16 protein-coding genes, 1 pseudogene and 1 riboswitch are annotated in these 17,170 nt (G+C 30.6%); of the genes and pseudogenes, 2 read left to right on the plus strand and 15 right to left on the minus strand.

Translation table 11 applies throughout. The annotated features are described in order from the left end of the window. Positions 1-7: 7 nt before the first annotated feature. Together DEFDS_RS08200 and DEFDS_RS08205 are read left to right on the plus strand one after the other, a co-directional pair. Positions 8-652, plus strand: coding sequence for a lactate utilization protein (locus tag DEFDS_RS08200; RefSeq protein ID WP_013008336.1), 645 nt, complete (start codon positions 8-10; stop codon positions 650-652). Positions 653-830: 178 nt separating this feature from the next. Continuing rightward, positions 831-1,031, plus strand: coding sequence for a cold-shock protein (locus tag DEFDS_RS08205; protein WP_013008337.1), 201 nt, complete (start codon positions 831-833; stop codon positions 1,029-1,031). A gap of 66 nt (positions 1,032-1,097) precedes the next feature. On the opposite strand, the gene DEFDS_RS08210 is transcribed toward DEFDS_RS08205, so the two are convergent. The 15 genes and pseudogenes from DEFDS_RS08210 to DEFDS_RS12710 all read right to left on the minus strand — a co-directional run bounded on the left by DEFDS_RS08210 (position 1,098) and on the right by DEFDS_RS12710 (position 17,112). Next, positions 1,098-1,781: an anaerobic ribonucleoside-triphosphate reductase activating protein gene (locus tag DEFDS_RS08210; protein ID WP_013008338.1), complete on the minus strand. Its 684-nt coding sequence runs from the start codon at positions 1,779-1,781 to the stop codon at positions 1,098-1,100. Further along, a pseudogene (locus tag DEFDS_RS08220) lies at positions 1,762-4,013 on the minus strand (ribonucleoside triphosphate reductase). The gene DEFDS_RS08210 and the pseudogene DEFDS_RS08220 overlap by 20 nt, the downstream one beginning before the upstream one ends. 77 nt (positions 4,014-4,090) lie before the next feature. Further along, positions 4,091-4,301, minus strand: a riboswitch (cobalamin riboswitch). Beyond that, a complete protein-coding gene (locus tag DEFDS_RS08225; RefSeq protein WP_013008339.1) occupies positions 4,300-5,025 on the minus strand; it encodes a hypothetical protein in 726 nt (241 codons plus the stop codon). (Overlaps the previous riboswitch by 2 nt.) 18 nt (positions 5,026-5,043) lie before the next feature. Further along, positions 5,044-6,870: a hypothetical protein gene (locus tag DEFDS_RS08230; protein ID WP_013008340.1), complete on the minus strand. Its 1,827-nt coding sequence runs from the start codon at positions 6,868-6,870 to the stop codon at positions 5,044-5,046. A 1-nt stretch (position 6,871) separates the two neighbouring features. Continuing rightward, entirely contained in the window at positions 6,872-8,410 is a 1,539-nt protein-coding gene (locus tag DEFDS_RS08235) for a B12-binding domain-containing radical SAM protein (protein WP_013008341.1), read from the minus strand. A gap of 252 nt (positions 8,411-8,662) precedes the next feature. Beyond that, the gene (larC, locus tag DEFDS_RS08240; protein ID WP_013008342.1) at positions 8,663-9,817 is read right to left on the minus strand and encodes a nickel pincer cofactor biosynthesis protein LarC; all 1,155 of its coding nucleotides are present in this window, start codon (positions 9,815-9,817) and stop codon (positions 8,663-8,665) included. Further along, a complete protein-coding gene (gene nth, locus DEFDS_RS08245) occupies positions 9,818-10,456 on the minus strand; it encodes an endonuclease III (RefSeq protein ID WP_013008343.1) in 639 nt (212 codons plus the stop codon). After that, on the minus strand, positions 10,446-11,909 hold the full coding sequence (locus DEFDS_RS08250; protein WP_013008344.1) for a menaquinone biosynthesis decarboxylase: 1,464 nt from the start codon (positions 11,907-11,909) through the stop codon (positions 10,446-10,448). Before DEFDS_RS08250 ends, nth begins: the two co-directional genes overlap by 11 nt. A gap of 17 nt (positions 11,910-11,926) precedes the next feature. Beyond that, positions 11,927-12,607, minus strand: a complete 681-nt coding sequence (ubiE, locus tag DEFDS_RS08255; protein ID WP_013008345.1) for a bifunctional demethylmenaquinone methyltransferase/2-methoxy-6-polyprenyl-1,4-benzoquinol methylase UbiE — start codon at positions 12,605-12,607, stop codon at positions 11,927-11,929. A gap of 38 nt (positions 12,608-12,645) precedes the next feature. After that, positions 12,646-14,208: a PP2C family protein-serine/threonine phosphatase gene (locus DEFDS_RS08260; RefSeq protein ID WP_013008346.1), complete on the minus strand. Its 1,563-nt coding sequence runs from the start codon at positions 14,206-14,208 to the stop codon at positions 12,646-12,648. Next, positions 14,192-15,226: an HDOD domain-containing protein gene (locus DEFDS_RS08265; RefSeq protein WP_013008347.1), complete on the minus strand. Its 1,035-nt coding sequence runs from the start codon at positions 15,224-15,226 to the stop codon at positions 14,192-14,194. The genes DEFDS_RS08260 and DEFDS_RS08265 overlap by 17 nt, the downstream gene beginning before the upstream one ends. Positions 15,227-15,235: 9 nt before the next feature. Then, a complete protein-coding gene (locus DEFDS_RS08270) occupies positions 15,236-15,592 on the minus strand; it encodes a hypothetical protein (RefSeq protein WP_013008348.1) in 357 nt (118 codons plus the stop codon). Further along, complete coding sequence (locus tag DEFDS_RS08275) at positions 15,589-15,945, minus strand: response regulator (protein ID WP_013008349.1); 357 nt, start codon at positions 15,943-15,945, stop codon at positions 15,589-15,591. Before DEFDS_RS08275 ends, DEFDS_RS08270 begins: the two co-directional genes overlap by 4 nt. Then, positions 15,942-16,499 (minus strand): hypothetical protein, encoded by a 558-nt coding sequence (locus DEFDS_RS08280; RefSeq protein WP_013008350.1) that lies wholly within the window; start codon positions 16,497-16,499, stop codon positions 15,942-15,944. The genes DEFDS_RS08275 and DEFDS_RS08280 overlap by 4 nt, the downstream gene beginning before the upstream one ends. Then, complete coding sequence (locus DEFDS_RS12710; RefSeq protein ID WP_013008351.1) at positions 16,492-17,112, minus strand: DnaJ domain-containing protein; 621 nt, start codon at positions 17,110-17,112, stop codon at positions 16,492-16,494. Before DEFDS_RS12710 ends, DEFDS_RS08280 begins: the two co-directional genes overlap by 8 nt. Positions 17,113-17,170 lie beyond the last annotated feature (58 nt).

The following is a 17,170-nucleotide window of genomic DNA, read 5'->3' on the forward strand; positions in this document are numbered from 1 at the left end:
GGGTTTGATGGATCATATCAAAAAATGGTTTTATGAAAAAATTGCAAACAAAACAATTGAAGCTTTTACAAAAAATGGATTTAAAGCAACTTATTTTGAAACAAAAGAAGAAGCTATTAACCACTTTATAGAAAATGCTAAAAACTATGAATCAATCGGTTTTGGTGGCTCTATAACTGTAGTAAAAGAATTAAAGTTAGTTGAAGAAGCAAAAAAGCTAAATAAAAAAGTGCTAAATCATGGAGATCCAAATTTAACTCCAGAAGAAAGAAATCAAGTCAGATTAGCCGAACTCACTTGTGACTTGTTTGTCACATCAACAAATGCATTAACTATCGACGGGAAATTAGTCAATATAGACGGTACAGGAAATAGGGTAAATGCAATGGCTTTTGGTCCCAAAAAAACTATTATTTACACAGGGATTAACAAGGTTGTTGAAAATGTCGATGACGGAATAAAGAGAATCAAAAATATTGCATCACCTATGAATGCAAAAAGACTAAATTTTAACACTCCGTGCGCTCAAACAGGTTTCTGCGCTGACTGTAATTCTCCACAAAGAATTTGCAGAATAATAACTATAATAGAAAAGAATCCACCTTTATCAGATATTGAAGTTGTAATAATCGGTGAATCATTAGGATTTTAGCTAATTTAGGGGGATACCCCCCCTAAATTATTTTAAAATTTGTTAAAATAAAGCTTGCTTTAATTATTTTTAAGTGTATATTGTGCTTAGTTGTTCAGGGCAGTTCGAGAGTTATTCTGGTTTTTCCAAAGTAATTTCCACTGACAAACAACAAAACAAAATAATACGAGGTATAGTTATGAGAGAAGGAACAGTAAAATGGTTTAACGATTCAAAAGGTTATGGTTTTATAACCGAGGATAATGGACAGGATGTATTTGTACATCACACATCTATCCAAAAAGATGGATTCAAATCTTTAGCTGAAGGCGAAAGAGTTAAGTTTGAAGTTGAAAAAAGTCCTAAAGGGCTTGCTGCAATAAATGTAGTATCACTTTAATTAACAAAAATTAATCCTAAAAATTAAAAGCCGCTTTTATAGCGGCTTTTTTGTTTTCTTTTATATTTACACAAAATTTCTAACTACCACATTTGAAAAACACTCCTGAAAAATTTTGATATTTCTTTCGAAATCAACATTTCTTACAAAAGATGCAAACCTTTTATCCAAAAATGGCTTATCAAATATCGGCTTTTGTAAAATAATTTTATCATTTCTATCTACAAAACTTAAAAAATGTAACAAATCTTCTTTGTCAAAATCCTTCCACATGGTAATTCTCAACTCAAAAGGGATGTCATAACTTTTTAACAATTCATAACTTTTCAAAAAATCTCTAAAACGGTAATTTTTTCTTGTAATAAATCTAATATCTTCATCACTAAACCCTTTTACATCCATTGCCACATAATTCAGCAAACTTTTTTCTAACGCTTTTTTAAATTTGGCATAAGAAAAACCATTAGTATCTAATTTTATGCTAACACCTAACTTTTTTAATTTCTCAAAAAAATCTAAAATATGGGGGTGAAAAAGTGGCTCACCCCCAGTAATAGCAACATACTTTATTTTATTAAGTATCAAATATTCAAAAAAATCTTCTGTTTTATCTTTTACTAATTTTTTTAAAACTAGTTCTCTATTATAGCAAAACCTACACAGCAAATTGCAACCAGAGATAAACACAACTGCAGAAACTTTCCCCGGATAATCATTTAAAGATACTGGCTCAAAGTCTGCAACAATCATATTCTAACCCAAATTCATACCTTTCCTTAAATTCTTCCTGTTTCCCATCATTCCAGTTTTGCACAGGTCTATGATACCCCACCACTCTTGAATATACTTCGCACTTTTCCCCTTTCACATTTTCCAACTCATTTTCAAGTTCTTTAATTTTCTTCAAAACATCTTCTTTTTTCATCATAACCTCCTTGATTAATATAATTATTCTTTAAGTAATGATTTTAATTGCTCTATTTCCTGCAATATCTTCATCTTTTTCTCTTCCTTACATATTGGACACTCAAAATGTCTCCCTGATAAATACCCATGAACAGGGCAAACAGAAAAGGTTGGTGTAATGGTAAAATAAGGCATTCTAAATTCTGTGCCTATTCTCTTTACAAGTTCTTTTAACGAATCAATATCTTCTACAGCTTCACCTAAAAAAGCATGAAAAACTGTTCCACCTGTGTATAAAGTCTGTAATTTATCCTGATGATTTAAAGCACTAAATAAATCAACCCTTTTATTGACGGGTAACTGAGTAGAATTTGTATAATAAGGTTTCTCTTCTCCACAGGTTATTATATCAGGAAAGTTATTTTTATCTATTTTTGCCAGCCTGTAACTTGTACTTTCAGCCGGAGTTGCCTCCAAATTGTAAAGCATATCATCCTCTACCTGAAATTCTCCGAGTCTATTATTGATAAACTGCAACACTTTCACTGCAAACTCCACCCCTTCCTCATGAACAATATCCACACCTATAAAATTCAGCAGTGACTCATTCATCCCAACAATACCAATAGTATTAAAGTGATTTTTCCAATACTGCCCAAATCTCTCCTTTATTTCTGAAAGATAATACTTTGCATAAGGGTAGAGCCCCTTGTCAGTTAGGTTTTCAAGTGTTTTTCTTTTAATTTTTAGACTTGTTCTTGCAAGTTCTAATAGTTTATTAAGCCTATCAAAATACTCATCTTCACTTTTTGATAAATAACCTATTCTTGGCAAATTGATAGTGACAACACCTATTGAACCAGTTAAAGGGTTTGCTCCAAAAAGTCCACCACCCCTTTTTCTGAGCTCTCTATTATCAAGTCTTAATCTGCAACACATACTTCTTGCATCATCAGGACTCATATCACTGTTGATAAAGTTGGCAAAATAAGGGATTCCATACTTACCGGTCATTTTCATCAACTCTGCCACTATTTCACTATCCCAATCAAAATCTTTGGTTAGATTATACGTCGGAATTGGAAAAGTAAAAATTCTCCCCTTTGCATCCCCTTCACACATCACTTCAATAAAAGCCTTATTTATCATATCCATCTCTTTTTGAAATTCTGCATAAGTTTTATCTTTCACCTCTCCACCGACTACTACAGCTTCATTTTCATAAGTTGAAGGTACCTTTAAATCCATTGTTAGATTTGTAAAAGGGGTCTGAAAACCTACTCTTGTAGGGATATTTAAATTGAACACAAATTCTTGAATACACTGTTTTACCTCTTTATAGCTCAAGTTATCGTAGTAGATAAAGGGAGCCAAAAGTGTATCAAAATTTGCAAAAGCCTGCGCGCCAGCAGCCTCTCCTTGTAAAGTATAAAAAAAGTTTACAATTTGCCCAAGTGCACTTCTAAAATGCTTTGGGGGAGCACTTTCAACTTTCCCCTCAACACCCCTAAAACCTTTTAGCAATAAATCTCGTAAATCCCAACCACAGCAGTAAACAGAAAGCATTCCAAGATCATGAATATGGAAATCTCCATTTTCATGAGCATGCTTTATCTCTTCTGGGTAAATTTTATTTAGCCAATACTTAGCGGTAATTGTTGAAGAAATGTAATTATTTAACCCCTGCAATGAATATGTGGTATTACTGTTTTCTTTTACTCGCCAGTCGTTATTCCCAAGGTATTCATCAATTAATTCAAAGGCATCATCAAGGGCATTTTTCAAGTCCCTCATATCAGATCTTTTTTTACGATAAAGGATATAAGCTTTTGCAGTTTTTGCATGGCCATTTTCTATTAAAACTTTTTCAACAATATCCTGAATCTCTTCAACTGTGGCAACTCCAAGCTGTCCAAATTTTTCATCTGCTATTTTTGAAACCTCTAAAGCAAGCTTGTTGGCTATATTTCTATCCTCACCACCAACAGCTTTTGCTGCTTTAAAGATTGCATTTGCTATCCTTTCATAGTCAAAAGACACAATACGACCGTCACGTTTTATAATTTTACTTATCACAATAACCTCCAAATAGTTTTTGATGATTTAAATAAGGATTCTTCAGATAATATGGATGATCAGAAACATCCTACCCTCCGTAGGTCTTTTTTGCAGGCCGGTCTCCTGGCTCGCCTTCATCCTACTCGCCCGCCTTCCCACCATGCACCTAAAATACTTTAGATGCTCGGTAGTGGCACGAAAGGGCTTTCGTCCAGCTCACAGTTGCGGGGGCAGCGCCGGATTTTCACCGGACTTCCCGTCACCTGCTAAATTGATTATAGCACAACCTTTAATATTTTCAAACTCAAAATATTATTTTTTTATTACAAAAAACTTCACTTAAAACTTTTGTAATTTCTTGTTGGTTATCTATTTTACTGTTTTCAAAACCTTTAAATTCAACCTTCAGATAATCACCAAAATATCTCACTCTTATATCAGGAAAGTTATTCCTCAATCTATCTTCTGCAATTTCAATCTTTCTCATTATCTTATGATTAGCACCATTTGCTTTAATTCTTGTAGCTATGCACGATTGAGTATGAAAATCTATCTTTGATAAAATTGACTTCTTAATCGCTTCTTTTACAAAATCTTTTCCAAGCCCATTTTCCAATAACGGCGATTTAATATCATACATCTTTAAAGCTTTAAGTCCTGGTCTAAAATCATTTAAGTCATCAAAGTTCGTCCCATCAAAAATCACATCCATATCAAGCTCTTTTTTAATTTTTATAAGTTCTTCCATTATATTATTTTTGCAATAAAAGCACTTTTCACTATCACTATTAAACAGATTTTTGGCAAGCTTTGAGTAAAAAGGCTTCCATGAAACATCTAATAAACTTGCAATTTTATAGGCTAAATTTATTTCATATGTAAACATATTGAGATTTACGCAAGTTGCAGCTACAACATTGCCTTTACCGAGAAAATTAGTTGCTAATTGAAGTACAACAGCACTATCTGCCCCACCACTTAAGGCAACAATAGCACTTTTAAAACGTTTAAAATATGTTTCTATATTCACAAAAAATAACCAACTATCTTAATTTAAAAAATCACCTAATCCTCTTTTCACCTTGTTTTCAAGCTTGTTTTGATACTTTTTCTTCAATTTATCTTTCTCTTCATTTAATCTTCTTTTCACTTCAGATTTTAATTTGTTTTTCCATAAACCTTTTAACTGATCAGTAATCGTTTTTGTATCAACTTTAACCACTGGATTATCAAGCTCCCCTGTTAAATAGACAGGGAATGTCAAAAGTTTTATTTTCTGGTCACCTAATTTAGGAACAGCTACCAAACTGTCTTCCAATCTAACATCTAGTTTTAAATTAAGTTTAACGTCATCATTTTCACTAAAAAACGACCCAACCCCTTTTAAGGTAACATATCCATCTTTTATTTGGTTTGGCACTTTTACTTTAACAACATCTAACGCCTTATTTAAAGCTACTTTATTCATTGAAATATCAATATTATTCTTACCACCAGTTTTAGATAACTCATTAAATACAGTATTTAAATAAAAAGTATTTTTAGAAGATCTTGCAACTATCTCTGGTGCCTGAGTGGACAAATTAGGGTTAGTAGAAATTTCCTTTATTGTTATCGCTAATGTTTCATCTTTAAAGTAATTTGAAGCCTTTATATTGTTTGCTGTAATAAGAGTAGCTGCAAAGACCGGAGCACCTTTAATCAAATAAGATGCTTTTACATTTTGATAACCCATAGCAAGAGCCTTCTCTTTTAATGCTTCTTTGTATGATTTATCTTTTGGTTCAATTTTTAATTTTTTTCTAGCCACTAAATCTTTCAATTTTTTGTACCAGTTTTTAATCTTTGCTAATTTGATTTTCCAATCTTTAGCATTTGATATATAATCTTCTAAAGAACCTTTATCTTTTACGACTGTTTTCTTTTCTGTTTTCTTCTCGACTTTTTTTTCACTGACCTTGAGTGGAGTTATAATCTTTCCTGGTTTTACACGTTTGCTTGATAGCTCACCATCAAACACCTCAACTTTGTCAAGTCTTAATCTTTTTAACAACAGCTGATTTACACTCAAATCTGCAACAATTCTTTTTGCTGAGAAAACATTTTCATCCAACTTTTCCGGATCACAAATTTCTAATTTATTTATAATCAGTTTACCTTTATTAAAACTTACATCAACACTACCAACATCAACAGTAGCACCATTTATCCTTTCTAACCCCTTCACCATGAACTTCTTTATCATTGCTCCAGCAAATAATTGTTGAAAAACAAAAAAACCAATAATAATAACAACGACTAAAGCTACACCTGTAATTCTTATAGGCAAAACCCTTTTAGTCGTAGTTTCTTCTATATCTTTTCCACTTCCAAACAATATCCAGAAAATAATTTTTCCGACAAATGAGTTTTTAAATTTTTTAAATTTTGGAGAACTCTCTGATAATCCAGTTTCAGACATTTTAAAAAGTTTTGATAAATAAAAAATAATCAGACCAAATAAAATACCTAAAAATATCCCAATCAAAAATCCACCACTTGTAAGATAATATTCAAAACCAAACAAAGCTAAAACAGGTGTATTTACAATATATTCAAATAAAGATGTCGCAGCTCTATCAATCAAAAACACACCGATATTAAAAACTAAAGGGATAAACAAATAAAATAAAATCTTAGATATTGCAAAAACAAAGAGAAAAATACCGAGATTTGCATTCAAAATCAAAAAAAGAAAAATAACAAAAATTGTTAGGCCAGGTGCTCTAACAAATCCTGGAGTAAAACCCAACACTGCTCCTAATATACTGGCAAACAAAACTTGTAAAAATGTATTTTGCCCTCTTAATATCTTAAAAAATTTTCTAATAAACATCTTAACCTCCTGAGATTTTGTTCATTACAAAATTATTTTTATTATAACTTCTTGCAATTTCTTCAAATATCTTTCTAAAATGATAACCACATATAGCTAAATAAACAGCTAATGGGAAGGTTTTTGGTTTTTTTAAAACAACCCAGATCAAAAACCTAAAATAATACCATCTTTCTTTTCCTAAAATACCTAGTTTGATTAAAGACTTAAAAAAAGCTTTTATTCTCTCTTTTGACAAATTATTGACTTTTTCAGGTAAAAAGGGTGGAGTATATGTCTGTATAAAGTATTTTAACCGCTCATAAAAATTTTTTGGATTATAAATAGTTGTTACAATTTTTAGATAACCATCAATAAGTTTTTTTGGTTCTATCTTTGGCTTAAAATTGATGCTAATATCTGTATTATTTCCTGTAAAGATATTTTCCAATAAGCGATTCTCTTTTTTCAATTTGTCGTATAACTTTGTGCCAGGCGGTGCGTTTAAAATACCTACCATTGCTGAAATAATTCCACTTTCTTGAATGAAATTAATTTGCTTATCAAAAATATCTTCTCTATCATTATCAAAACCAACAATAAATCCACCTTGCACTTGAAGCCCTTTTTTATGCAATTTTATAATAGACTTTTTTAAATCTCTTTTAACATTTTGATATTTATTACTTTCTATTAAACTATCCTCATTTGGAGATTCTATTCCAATAAACACAGTATCAAAACCAGCTTTAACCATCAAATCTATCAACTCATCATCATCGGAAATATTTATAGAAACCTGTGTAAAAAATTCAAAAGGGTATCTCTTTTCTTTCATCCAATTAATTAATTTTGGCAACAAGTCATTCTTTAACTTGCTTCTATGTGCAATAAAATTATCATCAACGAAAAACACCCCTCCTCTAAAACCTGTATTATAAATTTTTTCTAGCTCAAATAGAATCTGCTCAGAACTTTTTGTTCTTACTTTATGTCCAAACATAGATGTAACATTACAAAAATCACAACTATAAGGACACCCTCTAGAAAACTGGAGGCTCAATGTAGCATAATCATTTATGTTTATAATTTCCCAAGATGGAGCTGGTGATTTTGTCAAATCAGCAAAATTTTCCGATTTGTATATTTTAGATTCAACACCTTTTTTTATATCATATACAAAATCTTCGATATGTAATTCGCCTTCTCCTATAAAAAGGTAATCAACATCTTTAAATTTTTCAAACTCAACAGTAAAAAGTGGCCCACCACCAGCAATCTTTACCCCAAAATCTTTACATTTTTTTATAACTTCTAAAGTTGAATCTTTTTGGACAGACATTGCACTTATCATAACAATGTCAGCCCATCTAATATCTTCATCATTTAACTTTTTGATATTCATATCGATTAATTTTAATGTCCAATCTTTTGGTAACATTGATGCAATTGTAAGTAATCCAAGTGGCGGTAAGCTTGCTTTTTTATTAATAAATGAAATGGCATATTCAAAGCTCCAAAAAGTTTTAGGATACTTTGGATAAATTAGTAAAACTTTCATATATATATTTTATAACTCACTCCAACAAAAATCAACGAAAGTAATGAATTGAGTACGTTGCACAATAAACTAATGTATTGATAACTATCACAATCATGAGATTATTTCGGCAACTTTTGTTGCCTCGTAATGACTGAAAAATGTCGTCTTTACTAGCTTCAGCGAATCAATCTAAGGTACTTAAGCAATTATTATTGTGCGATATCCTCTCATCAATTTTGTAGCACGTTGAAATTGATGATATTAAGTAGATTAATTATTAGCTTCATATTTTTTTAAAATATCTATTTCAAGTTTTAATGGAGGAATATTTAAACTTTGTGAAAGTTTTTTTAAATCTTCCCATTCAACCTTAACCTTTTCTATATCGTTATATCGATAAACTTTTAACCTTACATCCACACCCTTATAATTAAAATTTTTAATCTCTCTTTGCATAACAATTCTATCAATTTTACTAAATCTAATACCACTACTGCTACTAAACTTAAAAATTATATTCACTATACTATCAAATAGCTCCTCTTTACATAATACAGACAATTTATACGCTGGTCTATTTTTTTTCATATAAATAGGGGTGTAAAAAACATCTAACGCACCCACTTCAAAAAATTTTTCCATCAAAAATCCAAACTTTTCGGCATCCATATCATCTATATTTGTTTCAATTTCAATAATACCCTCATCTTCTACATCTTCCAGCTTTAACAACCTTATCAGATTGGGGTATCTTTCAAAACTTTTTGAACCTGTCGCATAAAAAATATTTTTGACTTTACCACAGACCTTTCTTGTAAAACCTTTAGAATAAAATTTCACTATTGCTGCACCAGTTGGGGTGGTAAGCTCTTCATCGATATCTAATCTTTCAAAATTGCAATCTCTTACTATTTCTAATGTTGCTGGTGCTGGAACAGGTATAACCCCATGCTGAGAATTAACGAAGCCATTTCCAAGTCTAAAATAACTTGATTTAATTATTGGCCTATTTAGCTTATTATAAAACCAAGCTGCACCAACAATATCTATAATTGAATCAATAGCTCCCACCTCATGGAAGTGAACTTCATCGATATCTTTCCCATGAATTTTAGCTTCTGCCTCAGCTATAATACGAAAAATTTCTATCGCATCAGATTTAATATTTTCATCAAAATGCGAGCTCTCAAGCATCTTTCTTATATCTTTAAAAGTCCTATGGATATGCGGTTCTTTAGAAATTTTTAGATTCAATTTATAAGCTCTAATCCCATTTACAAGTTTTTCTTCTAAGTTTAAAGTCATTTCGGTATCTAAAAATATAGATAATTCAGCACCAAGCTTTTCAAAATTACCATATAACTGCCCCATCAACGATAAAAAGATATCACCTGAAATACCTGAAATCATATCTAAATAAAGCATTTAAGCCTCACTATTTGCAAATTTACAAACATCTCTCATTTCACAAATATCACACTTTGGTTTCTTTGCAGTACATATCTTTCTACCAAAATCAATTACCTGATGAGACCACTTAGTCCATTTTTCTTTTGGAATAACTTCCATTAAATCCTGCTCTATTTTATCTGGATTATCGTTATCTGTTAACCCAAGTCGCTGACTTATTCTTTTTACATGGGTATCTACAACAATACCTGGGATATTAAAGCAGTTGCCAAGCAACACATTTGCTGTCTTTCTACCAATACCTGGCAATTTAACAAGCTCATTAATATCTACTGGAATTACGCCCTCATATTTTTCTAAAATAACTTCACTAAGTTTTTTTATATTCTTCGCTTTATTTCTAAAAAAACCAGTTGGTCTAATATCCTCCATTATCTCTTCTAAATCAGCGTTTTTAAAATCTTCAAAATTTTTATACTTCTTAAAAAGTGTCGCTGTTACCTTATTTACCCTTTCATCAGTACACTGAGCACTTAAAATTGTTGCTATTAAAAGCTGAAATGGGTTTTCATATTTTAAACTACACTTTGAATCAGCAAAATTTTCATCTAAGTATTTAACAAATTTCTCTGCAATTTCTTTTCTATTTGTCATCAAGCTTTATCCCGTATTCTTCCCATTTCTCATCTACAAGTTTTTTAATATCCTCGCTCATCACTATATCATCTGGCCACTCTCTTGTGTGCCCTTCTTCTGGCCACTTTTTAGTAGCATCAATACCTATTTTTGCACCCCAAAATGGGTAAGGTGAAGAGTGATCAAGAGCATCCAATGGACCTTCCATAATTACAATATCTCGTTTCCAGTCAACATTATTACCCATTCTCCAAAGCACTTCTGATGTGTTTTGCACATCCACATCTTTATCAACAACCACAATCATTTTGGTAAACATCATCTGTCCTGTACCCCAAACATAATTCATAATCTTTTTTGCATGCATAGGGTACTTTTTATCAATTGAGATAAACATTATATTATGAAATACCCCTTCTAAAGGTAAAGCCATATCCACAATTTCAGGAACCTGTTTTTTCAATAGAGGTAAAAATATCCTTCCAGTAGCAACCCCCATATAGCAATCTTCCATTGGTGGCTTACCAACTATTGTAGTGGGATAAATGGCATCTTTCCTATGTGTAATACATGTTATATGAAAAACAGGATACATATCTGCTAAAGAGTAATATCCTGTATGATCTCCAAAAGGTCCTTCTAACCTTAGTTCATCTATATCAACATACCCTTCTAAAACAATTTCGCTATTTGCTGGCACTTCTAAATCCACTGTCTCACATTTTACAAGTTCTACAGGCTTTTTCCTGATAAATCCTGCCAGTAACATCTCATCAATACCATCAGGTGCTGGAGCTGTAGCAGCATAAGTCACTGCCGGGTCAGCACCTATAGCAACAGCCACTTCTAATCTTTTTAGCCCCAGCCTTTTTGCTTTTCTAAAATGGTCAGCTCCATGATGATGAATATGCCAGTGCATACCTGTTGTCTTTTTATCGTAAACTTGCATCCTATACATCCCACAATTCCTTGCACCTGTTTCAGGGTCTTTTGTAAAAACACAAGGTAGAGTAATAAATCTTCCACCATCCTGTGGCCAGCATTTCAAAACTGGAAACTTCAAAACATCTACCTCATCCCCTTTTAAAATAACCTCTTTACAAACCCCTTTCTTAACTACTTTTGGAAAAATCTGATTTAATTCCATTAGCATCGGCAAAGATTTCATCTTATCAAAAAAGTTTTGAGGGACATTCCTATCAATGAGATTTATTATCCTCTCCCCCAATTCATCAAGATTATCTACCTCTAAAGCCAGATTCATCCTTTTGAATGAACCAAAAGCGTTTATCAAAACTGGGTGCTCACTCCCCTTTACATTCTCAAAGAGAAGAGCTGGACCATATTTTTTTGATACCCTATCAGTAATCTCCGTAATCTCTAAAATGGGATCTACCTCTGTTTTTATTCTGACTAACTCACCCTGTTTTTCCAACACATTTATAAATTCTCCTAAATCTTTATAAGCCACATCTATCCTCCATTTTCTTATTTATAGCAAATTGTTGCATCACATATATTAAAAGTCAAAGGGTTAAACTCCACCTTTTTAAACCCAGCACTTAAAATCATTTTTTCATATTTATCCTTTTTTGGAAACTTATAAACTGAGTCTGGTAAATACTCATATGCACTTCTATTGCCAGAAATTAACCCACCTATGAATGGAAGTACTTTTGTAAAATAAAATCTATAAACCTTAGAAAAAAATTTATTATCTGGCTGAGAAAATTCTAATATGCAAGCTTTCCCCCCCTTTTTCAAAACTCTATACATCTCTTTCAATCCCTTTTCCTTGTCAGTCACATTTCTAAATCCAAAAGCTATTGTAATATAATCAAAAGACTCATCTTTAAAAGGTAAAAAATGAGCATCTGCACAAGTAAGAGGTAAATCATTTAACTTCTTTTTAGCAATCATAAGCATATTAAAGCTAAAATCACCTCCTATTACATTACACTTTACCTTCATCTTTTTTAATTCTAACAACATATCACCTGTACCACAGGCAAGATCTAATATCCTTGAGCCTTCATTAATTTTCAATAAAGATATCGCTTTTTTACGCCAATAAACATCTCTTCTAAAGGATAACAATCTATTTAAAAGATCATATTTGCCGGCAATACTATCAAACATACCTTGGATTTTTTTCGATTGCTCATTCATATCAACCTCTAAATTGATTAAAGTAGATAAAAAAAATATTATTTAAAATATAAGTACAAACAGGTAAAATCATCTTTTTGTTTTTCTTTATCAAACACTAATTCTGTATAAAATTTATCGATGAAATCTTTATCATAGTTTTTCATTTCTAACAATCTGTTTTTAATATCATTATATTCTATATATTCTGTAATCCCATCAGAATAAATAAATAATTTATCCCCACTATTAATTTTGCATTCAAAATAACTATACTTTTCTTCAAAAATACCTATAGGGAGATATTCAGACTTAAGTTCTTTGCACTCCCCATTACTTATTAAAAATGCAGGCTCATGACCAAGAGAAATATAACGAAACAATCCATCATTTTTATTATAATAAGAGAAAAAAGCCGTAATAAATTTTCCATCAAAATTCTTTTTACAAAGGATGCTATTTAATAACTCCAATTTCTCAATAAAATTTTTTATATCAACACCAACCTCTATAAAAGTACTTAAAACAACTGTCAAGATAGATGCAGAATACCCTTTGCCACAAACATCAGCAATAGTACTAAAATATCCATCATCGATAACTCTAAAATCTAAAAAATCACCCCCTGCCATTTTAGCAGGTCTATTTATCCCTGTAGCAATTAAATTTTCATCTTCAAAATCTATTCTCTGACTACTGAATTTATTTAATATTTCTACAGTATAATTTATTTCTTGCTCTTGTAGTTTATAGTTTACAATTTCTTTATGTCTAATGGCATTTTTCAAAGCAATTCTTAAAATAGAGCTTATAATCTCAGCAAATTCTTTATCAGGTATAAAATCATACTTAATATTAAATAAAACCACATATATATCAAATTCCTCTATGTATATTATAAATATATTGTTTATATTAAATTTATCGCAACTTATCCCACTATCTACAAAAATAGTATTTTTCTTTTTAATTAAAAGATCTTCTATTGGTGAGTCCTCTACCTTTATCAATTTTAGATCATCTGAATCTAAACCTATAAAGTTAAACTTCCCATTATATTTGACAAAGGCTGCTTCAGCTGAAAATGTATCCACAAAAAAAGCTAATGATTTAATTATCACTTCATCTTCATCTAAAATGCTTAAAATGAAATCCGCATTTTTAATAAATTCTATTTTTTGCTGATATAAAACAAACGCCTTAAGCCTACTTTCTTTTGCCATTAATTCATAATATTTGTAACCAAACGATGAAAAAAACGGTTTAAAATTTTTAACAGCGGATAAATCATCCAATTTCAAAACAACTGTAAAAAAAACTTTATTTTTGAATTTAACATTTATAAGGATATCCCCTTCGATTTTCTCATCAAAAGAATCAATCTTTATTTCACCTTCATTAAAAATACCATAATTATAAACATCTGATATATCGATAAACGATTCAAATTGGTACCCTTCATTGTAAATGGACGCTAATATCCCCCTTTCTTCTTTCAATACGATTAATTTTTCAGGATTAAAACATTTAAAAAAACTTATTAAATTTTTTTCAAAACCAGATAAACTGTCAGACTTAAATAAATTTGAAAGGTAATTGTAAATATTAGATAAATTCTTCATACTCTGTATTAACTACCATCTCTATACGAGGATATAAATCATAAAAATTCAAATTCATATCTTTTGCTACATATTCAACATCCTTTTCAATATCTTCAGATTTAGAAAGTAAATTAGCATAATAAACACATTTCTTATACAAATCATCACTTTTTATATGATGCTCTCTCACTGCATCTACTATTTTATCACTAATATTCCATTTTTGTAAAATAATTGCAGATACCTCAGCATGATTTATCCCAAGCATCTTTGTCTCTTCATCCACACTTGATATCTGAGTAGTTAGAAAATCTACTAACACTATTTTACCTAAATCGTGCATTAAACCAGCTAAATATAAACCACCTTTATCATCAAATCCTATTAATGATTCTAACTCTTCACAAATACGTGCAACTAAAAAAGAGTGTAACCATAACTTTTTAGGGCTAGTGCCATAAACTGAAAGATTTTTGTTAAACAGTTCAAAACTAAATGCAGCAAGTGCTATATTTTTGATTGTGTTCATCCCAAGTAAAACAGCAGATCTCTCAACGCTTGTAATCTCTTTACGAATACCATAAAATGGTGAATTTACAATTTTCAAAACTTTACCAACAAGCCCCTGATCCTTCTTTAGCTCATCAATAATCTCTTTAAATGTGGACTTGTCATTATTTGTAAGTGAAATCAATTTCTGAATAACAGTAGGCAAAGCTGGTAAACTTTCTGCTTTAGCAATTACTTTTGATTTTATAATTTCATAATCAAAATCGTTGTCTTGAACTTTTTTTTGAAAAACATTCAAAAGCTTTTCTCTAGTCAAAGGCGGGAAAATTACCCCGCCTAATTTATAAGACTTTAACTTAATCAGCAAATCTTTATTTTTAGCTCTAAGATAAACATAAGTTTTTTCATCAAACTTATCAATTTTAGTTATATCATCAAAATCATCAACTACATAAATATTAATATCATCCTTAGATATTCCTAATTCTTTTAACAAACTTTCTAATTCTAAATCTTTCTTATTCAAAATTTACCCTTAATATCTAACTTTTATTAAATTTGCAGTGGCAGACAATGAGTCCCCTTTTTTCTCAGTGATAATTGTTGGCATTGCTACTTTAACCTTATTATTGTCGATTTCTACCAATGCTGTTGCTTCATAGACGCCATAAACAGCTCCAACAATAGCGCCTGCTGCTGCACCATAAGTAATATATTCTAAATGGTCACCAGGATCTTCTTTAAAAGCTAAAAGTGCTGCACCGATAATTGTCCCTGTTAAAGCACCATAAAACGTATCTTGTAAAATTACACCACCTCTAGTTTCAGCTTTTACCACTGAAAAGGTACTAAATACAAACAAAATAGCCACTACTAATGCAACTTTTTTCATTTTATCCCCCTTATTTTATTTATTAAATCCTTTGGACTAAAAGGCTTTGTAAGATAATAAGCAGCTTTTAAATCCTTCCCTTTTTCAATAGACTCCATATCTGCTTTTGCAGTTAAAAAAATGATAGGTATATCTTTCAATTTTTCACTACTTTTCAATTCCCTTGCTGCCTCAAAACCATCCATCACAGGCATATTTATATCTAAAACAATCAAATCAGGATTCAAACTCAAAGCAAGCTCAACAGCCTCTTTGCCATTGCTGGCCTCATATACATCAAATCCATTCTTTTTTAAATGCAATGAAACAATTTTCCTTAACCTCAACTCATCATCAGCAATAACAATCTTCATTTTATCCTAACCTCTAAACATTCCTTGCTTTTATATAATAAAACACCATAATTTTCCATAATTTTATTAATATCAAATAACACTTCAGGTATATCTTTGACATCTGAATGAATAAAAACTGATTTTTTCTTAATCTCAATAAGTAATTTATTTTCTTGATACTTTATAGCCTCTGCAATAATTATTGATAATAAATTTTTAACAACAATCAGATTACATTCTGCATTACCATCTTCTATAATTTTAACATCTATAAACACATTGTTTGATTTAAAATTATTAAATACTTCAGCTAATTTTTTAACTTTTTCTCCTAAACTAAATACCTTAAAGTTTTCATTAAAGTATTTACCATCAAAGGAATCAAGTAAAACCCCCAAAATAGCATCATAACAATCTATGAGAAAACTTGAAAAGTTAATTGAATCTTTAATATCTAAAAATTCCTGCTCAAAATCTAGCAGTTCGGTGCCACTAACTATAATCGCTAGCTGCGTCCTGATGTTGTGTAAGAAAAAATTATTAATCTTTTTAATTAACTCAATATCATTCATTTTTTCTAAATAACCTACTCAAAAAACCTTTCTTCATATCTACAATTTTATCTTTTAGAGCCTCTTTAGGATACCCATGTTCTATCGCTTTTTTATAATATTGGTTTGCTACTTTGTATATCTCCCTTTTATAATATACATCGCCTAAAAGCACATAATTTTCTGGATCCCAAGGCTCTTCCCTAATTAATTCAAGACATAACTCTTTTGCATCAAAAAGTCTTCTGGGCTTTAAAAGTAAACACTTTACAATCCATTTTTTATATTTTGGATTGTTATCCTTTCTATAAGCTTCCTCAAAAGCATTTAAGGCATTATTAACATCACCTTCACGAAAGTATTTTACACCAACGGCATAAAGCTTTCTTGCAATCTGTTTATAATTTTCCTTCTTTTCGTTAAAAATTTCTTCTATATCAGGAGCTTTATCACTATCTTTATTTTTTATCAAATAATTATAAGCTTTTGAAATCGCAACAAATTGGTCACTTTTCCCATCGTTTACATCAGGATGATATTTTTTGACAAGCTCTAAGTATCTTCTTTTTATATCATTTTTTGTAGCAGTAGAATCCAACCCCAAAATTTTTAAATAAAAAGATTTTTTATCCATAATACCCCAAAATAAACATCATATTGATATTATAACATAAAAAACAAAATAATTAAGC

The sequence above is a fragment of the Deferribacter desulfuricans SSM1 genome (assembly GCF_000010985.1).
Classification (GTDB): Bacteria; Chrysiogenota; Deferribacteres; order Deferribacterales; family Deferribacteraceae; genus Deferribacter; species Deferribacter desulfuricans.

What these genes read in the sequence shown, in the direction of transcription:
- DEFDS_RS08200 (WP_013008336.1), top strand. Translation starts at nt 8, where the DNA reads ATGGATCATATCAAAAAATGGTTTTATGAAAAAATTGCAAACAAAACA.
- DEFDS_RS08205 (WP_013008337.1), top strand. Translation starts at nt 831, where the DNA reads ATGAGAGAAGGAACAGTAAAATGGTTTAACGATTCAAAAGGTTATGGT.
- DEFDS_RS08210 (WP_013008338.1), bottom strand. Translation starts at nt 1,781, where the DNA reads ATGATTGTTGCAGACTTTGAGCCAGTATCTTTAAATGATTATCCGGGG.
- DEFDS_RS08230 (WP_013008340.1), bottom strand. Translation starts at nt 6,870, where the DNA reads ATGTTTATTAGAAAATTTTTTAAGATATTAAGAGGGCAAAATACATTT.
- DEFDS_RS08235 (WP_013008341.1), bottom strand. Translation starts at nt 8,410, where the DNA reads ATGAAAGTTTTACTAATTTATCCAAAGTATCCTAAAACTTTTTGGAGC.
- larC (WP_013008342.1), bottom strand. Translation starts at nt 9,817, where the DNA reads ATGCTTTATTTAGATATGATTTCAGGTATTTCAGGTGATATCTTTTTA.
- nth (WP_013008343.1), bottom strand. Translation starts at nt 10,456, where the DNA reads ATGACAAATAGAAAAGAAATTGCAGAGAAATTTGTTAAATACTTAGAT.
- ubiE (WP_013008345.1), bottom strand. Translation starts at nt 12,607, where the DNA reads ATGAATGAGCAATCGAAAAAAATCCAAGGTATGTTTGATAGTATTGCC.
- DEFDS_RS08260 (WP_013008346.1), bottom strand. Translation starts at nt 14,208, where the DNA reads ATGAAGAATTTATCTAATATTTACAATTACCTTTCAAATTTATTTAAG.
- DEFDS_RS08270 (WP_013008348.1), bottom strand. Translation starts at nt 15,592, where the DNA reads ATGAAAAAAGTTGCATTAGTAGTGGCTATTTTGTTTGTATTTAGTACC.
- DEFDS_RS08275 (WP_013008349.1), bottom strand. Translation starts at nt 15,945, where the DNA reads ATGAAGATTGTTATTGCTGATGATGAGTTGAGGTTAAGGAAAATTGTT.
- DEFDS_RS08280 (WP_013008350.1), bottom strand. Translation starts at nt 16,499, where the DNA reads ATGAATGATATTGAGTTAATTAAAAAGATTAATAATTTTTTCTTACAC.
- DEFDS_RS12710 (WP_013008351.1), bottom strand. Translation starts at nt 17,112, where the DNA reads ATGGATAAAAAATCTTTTTATTTAAAAATTTTGGGGTTGGATTCTACT.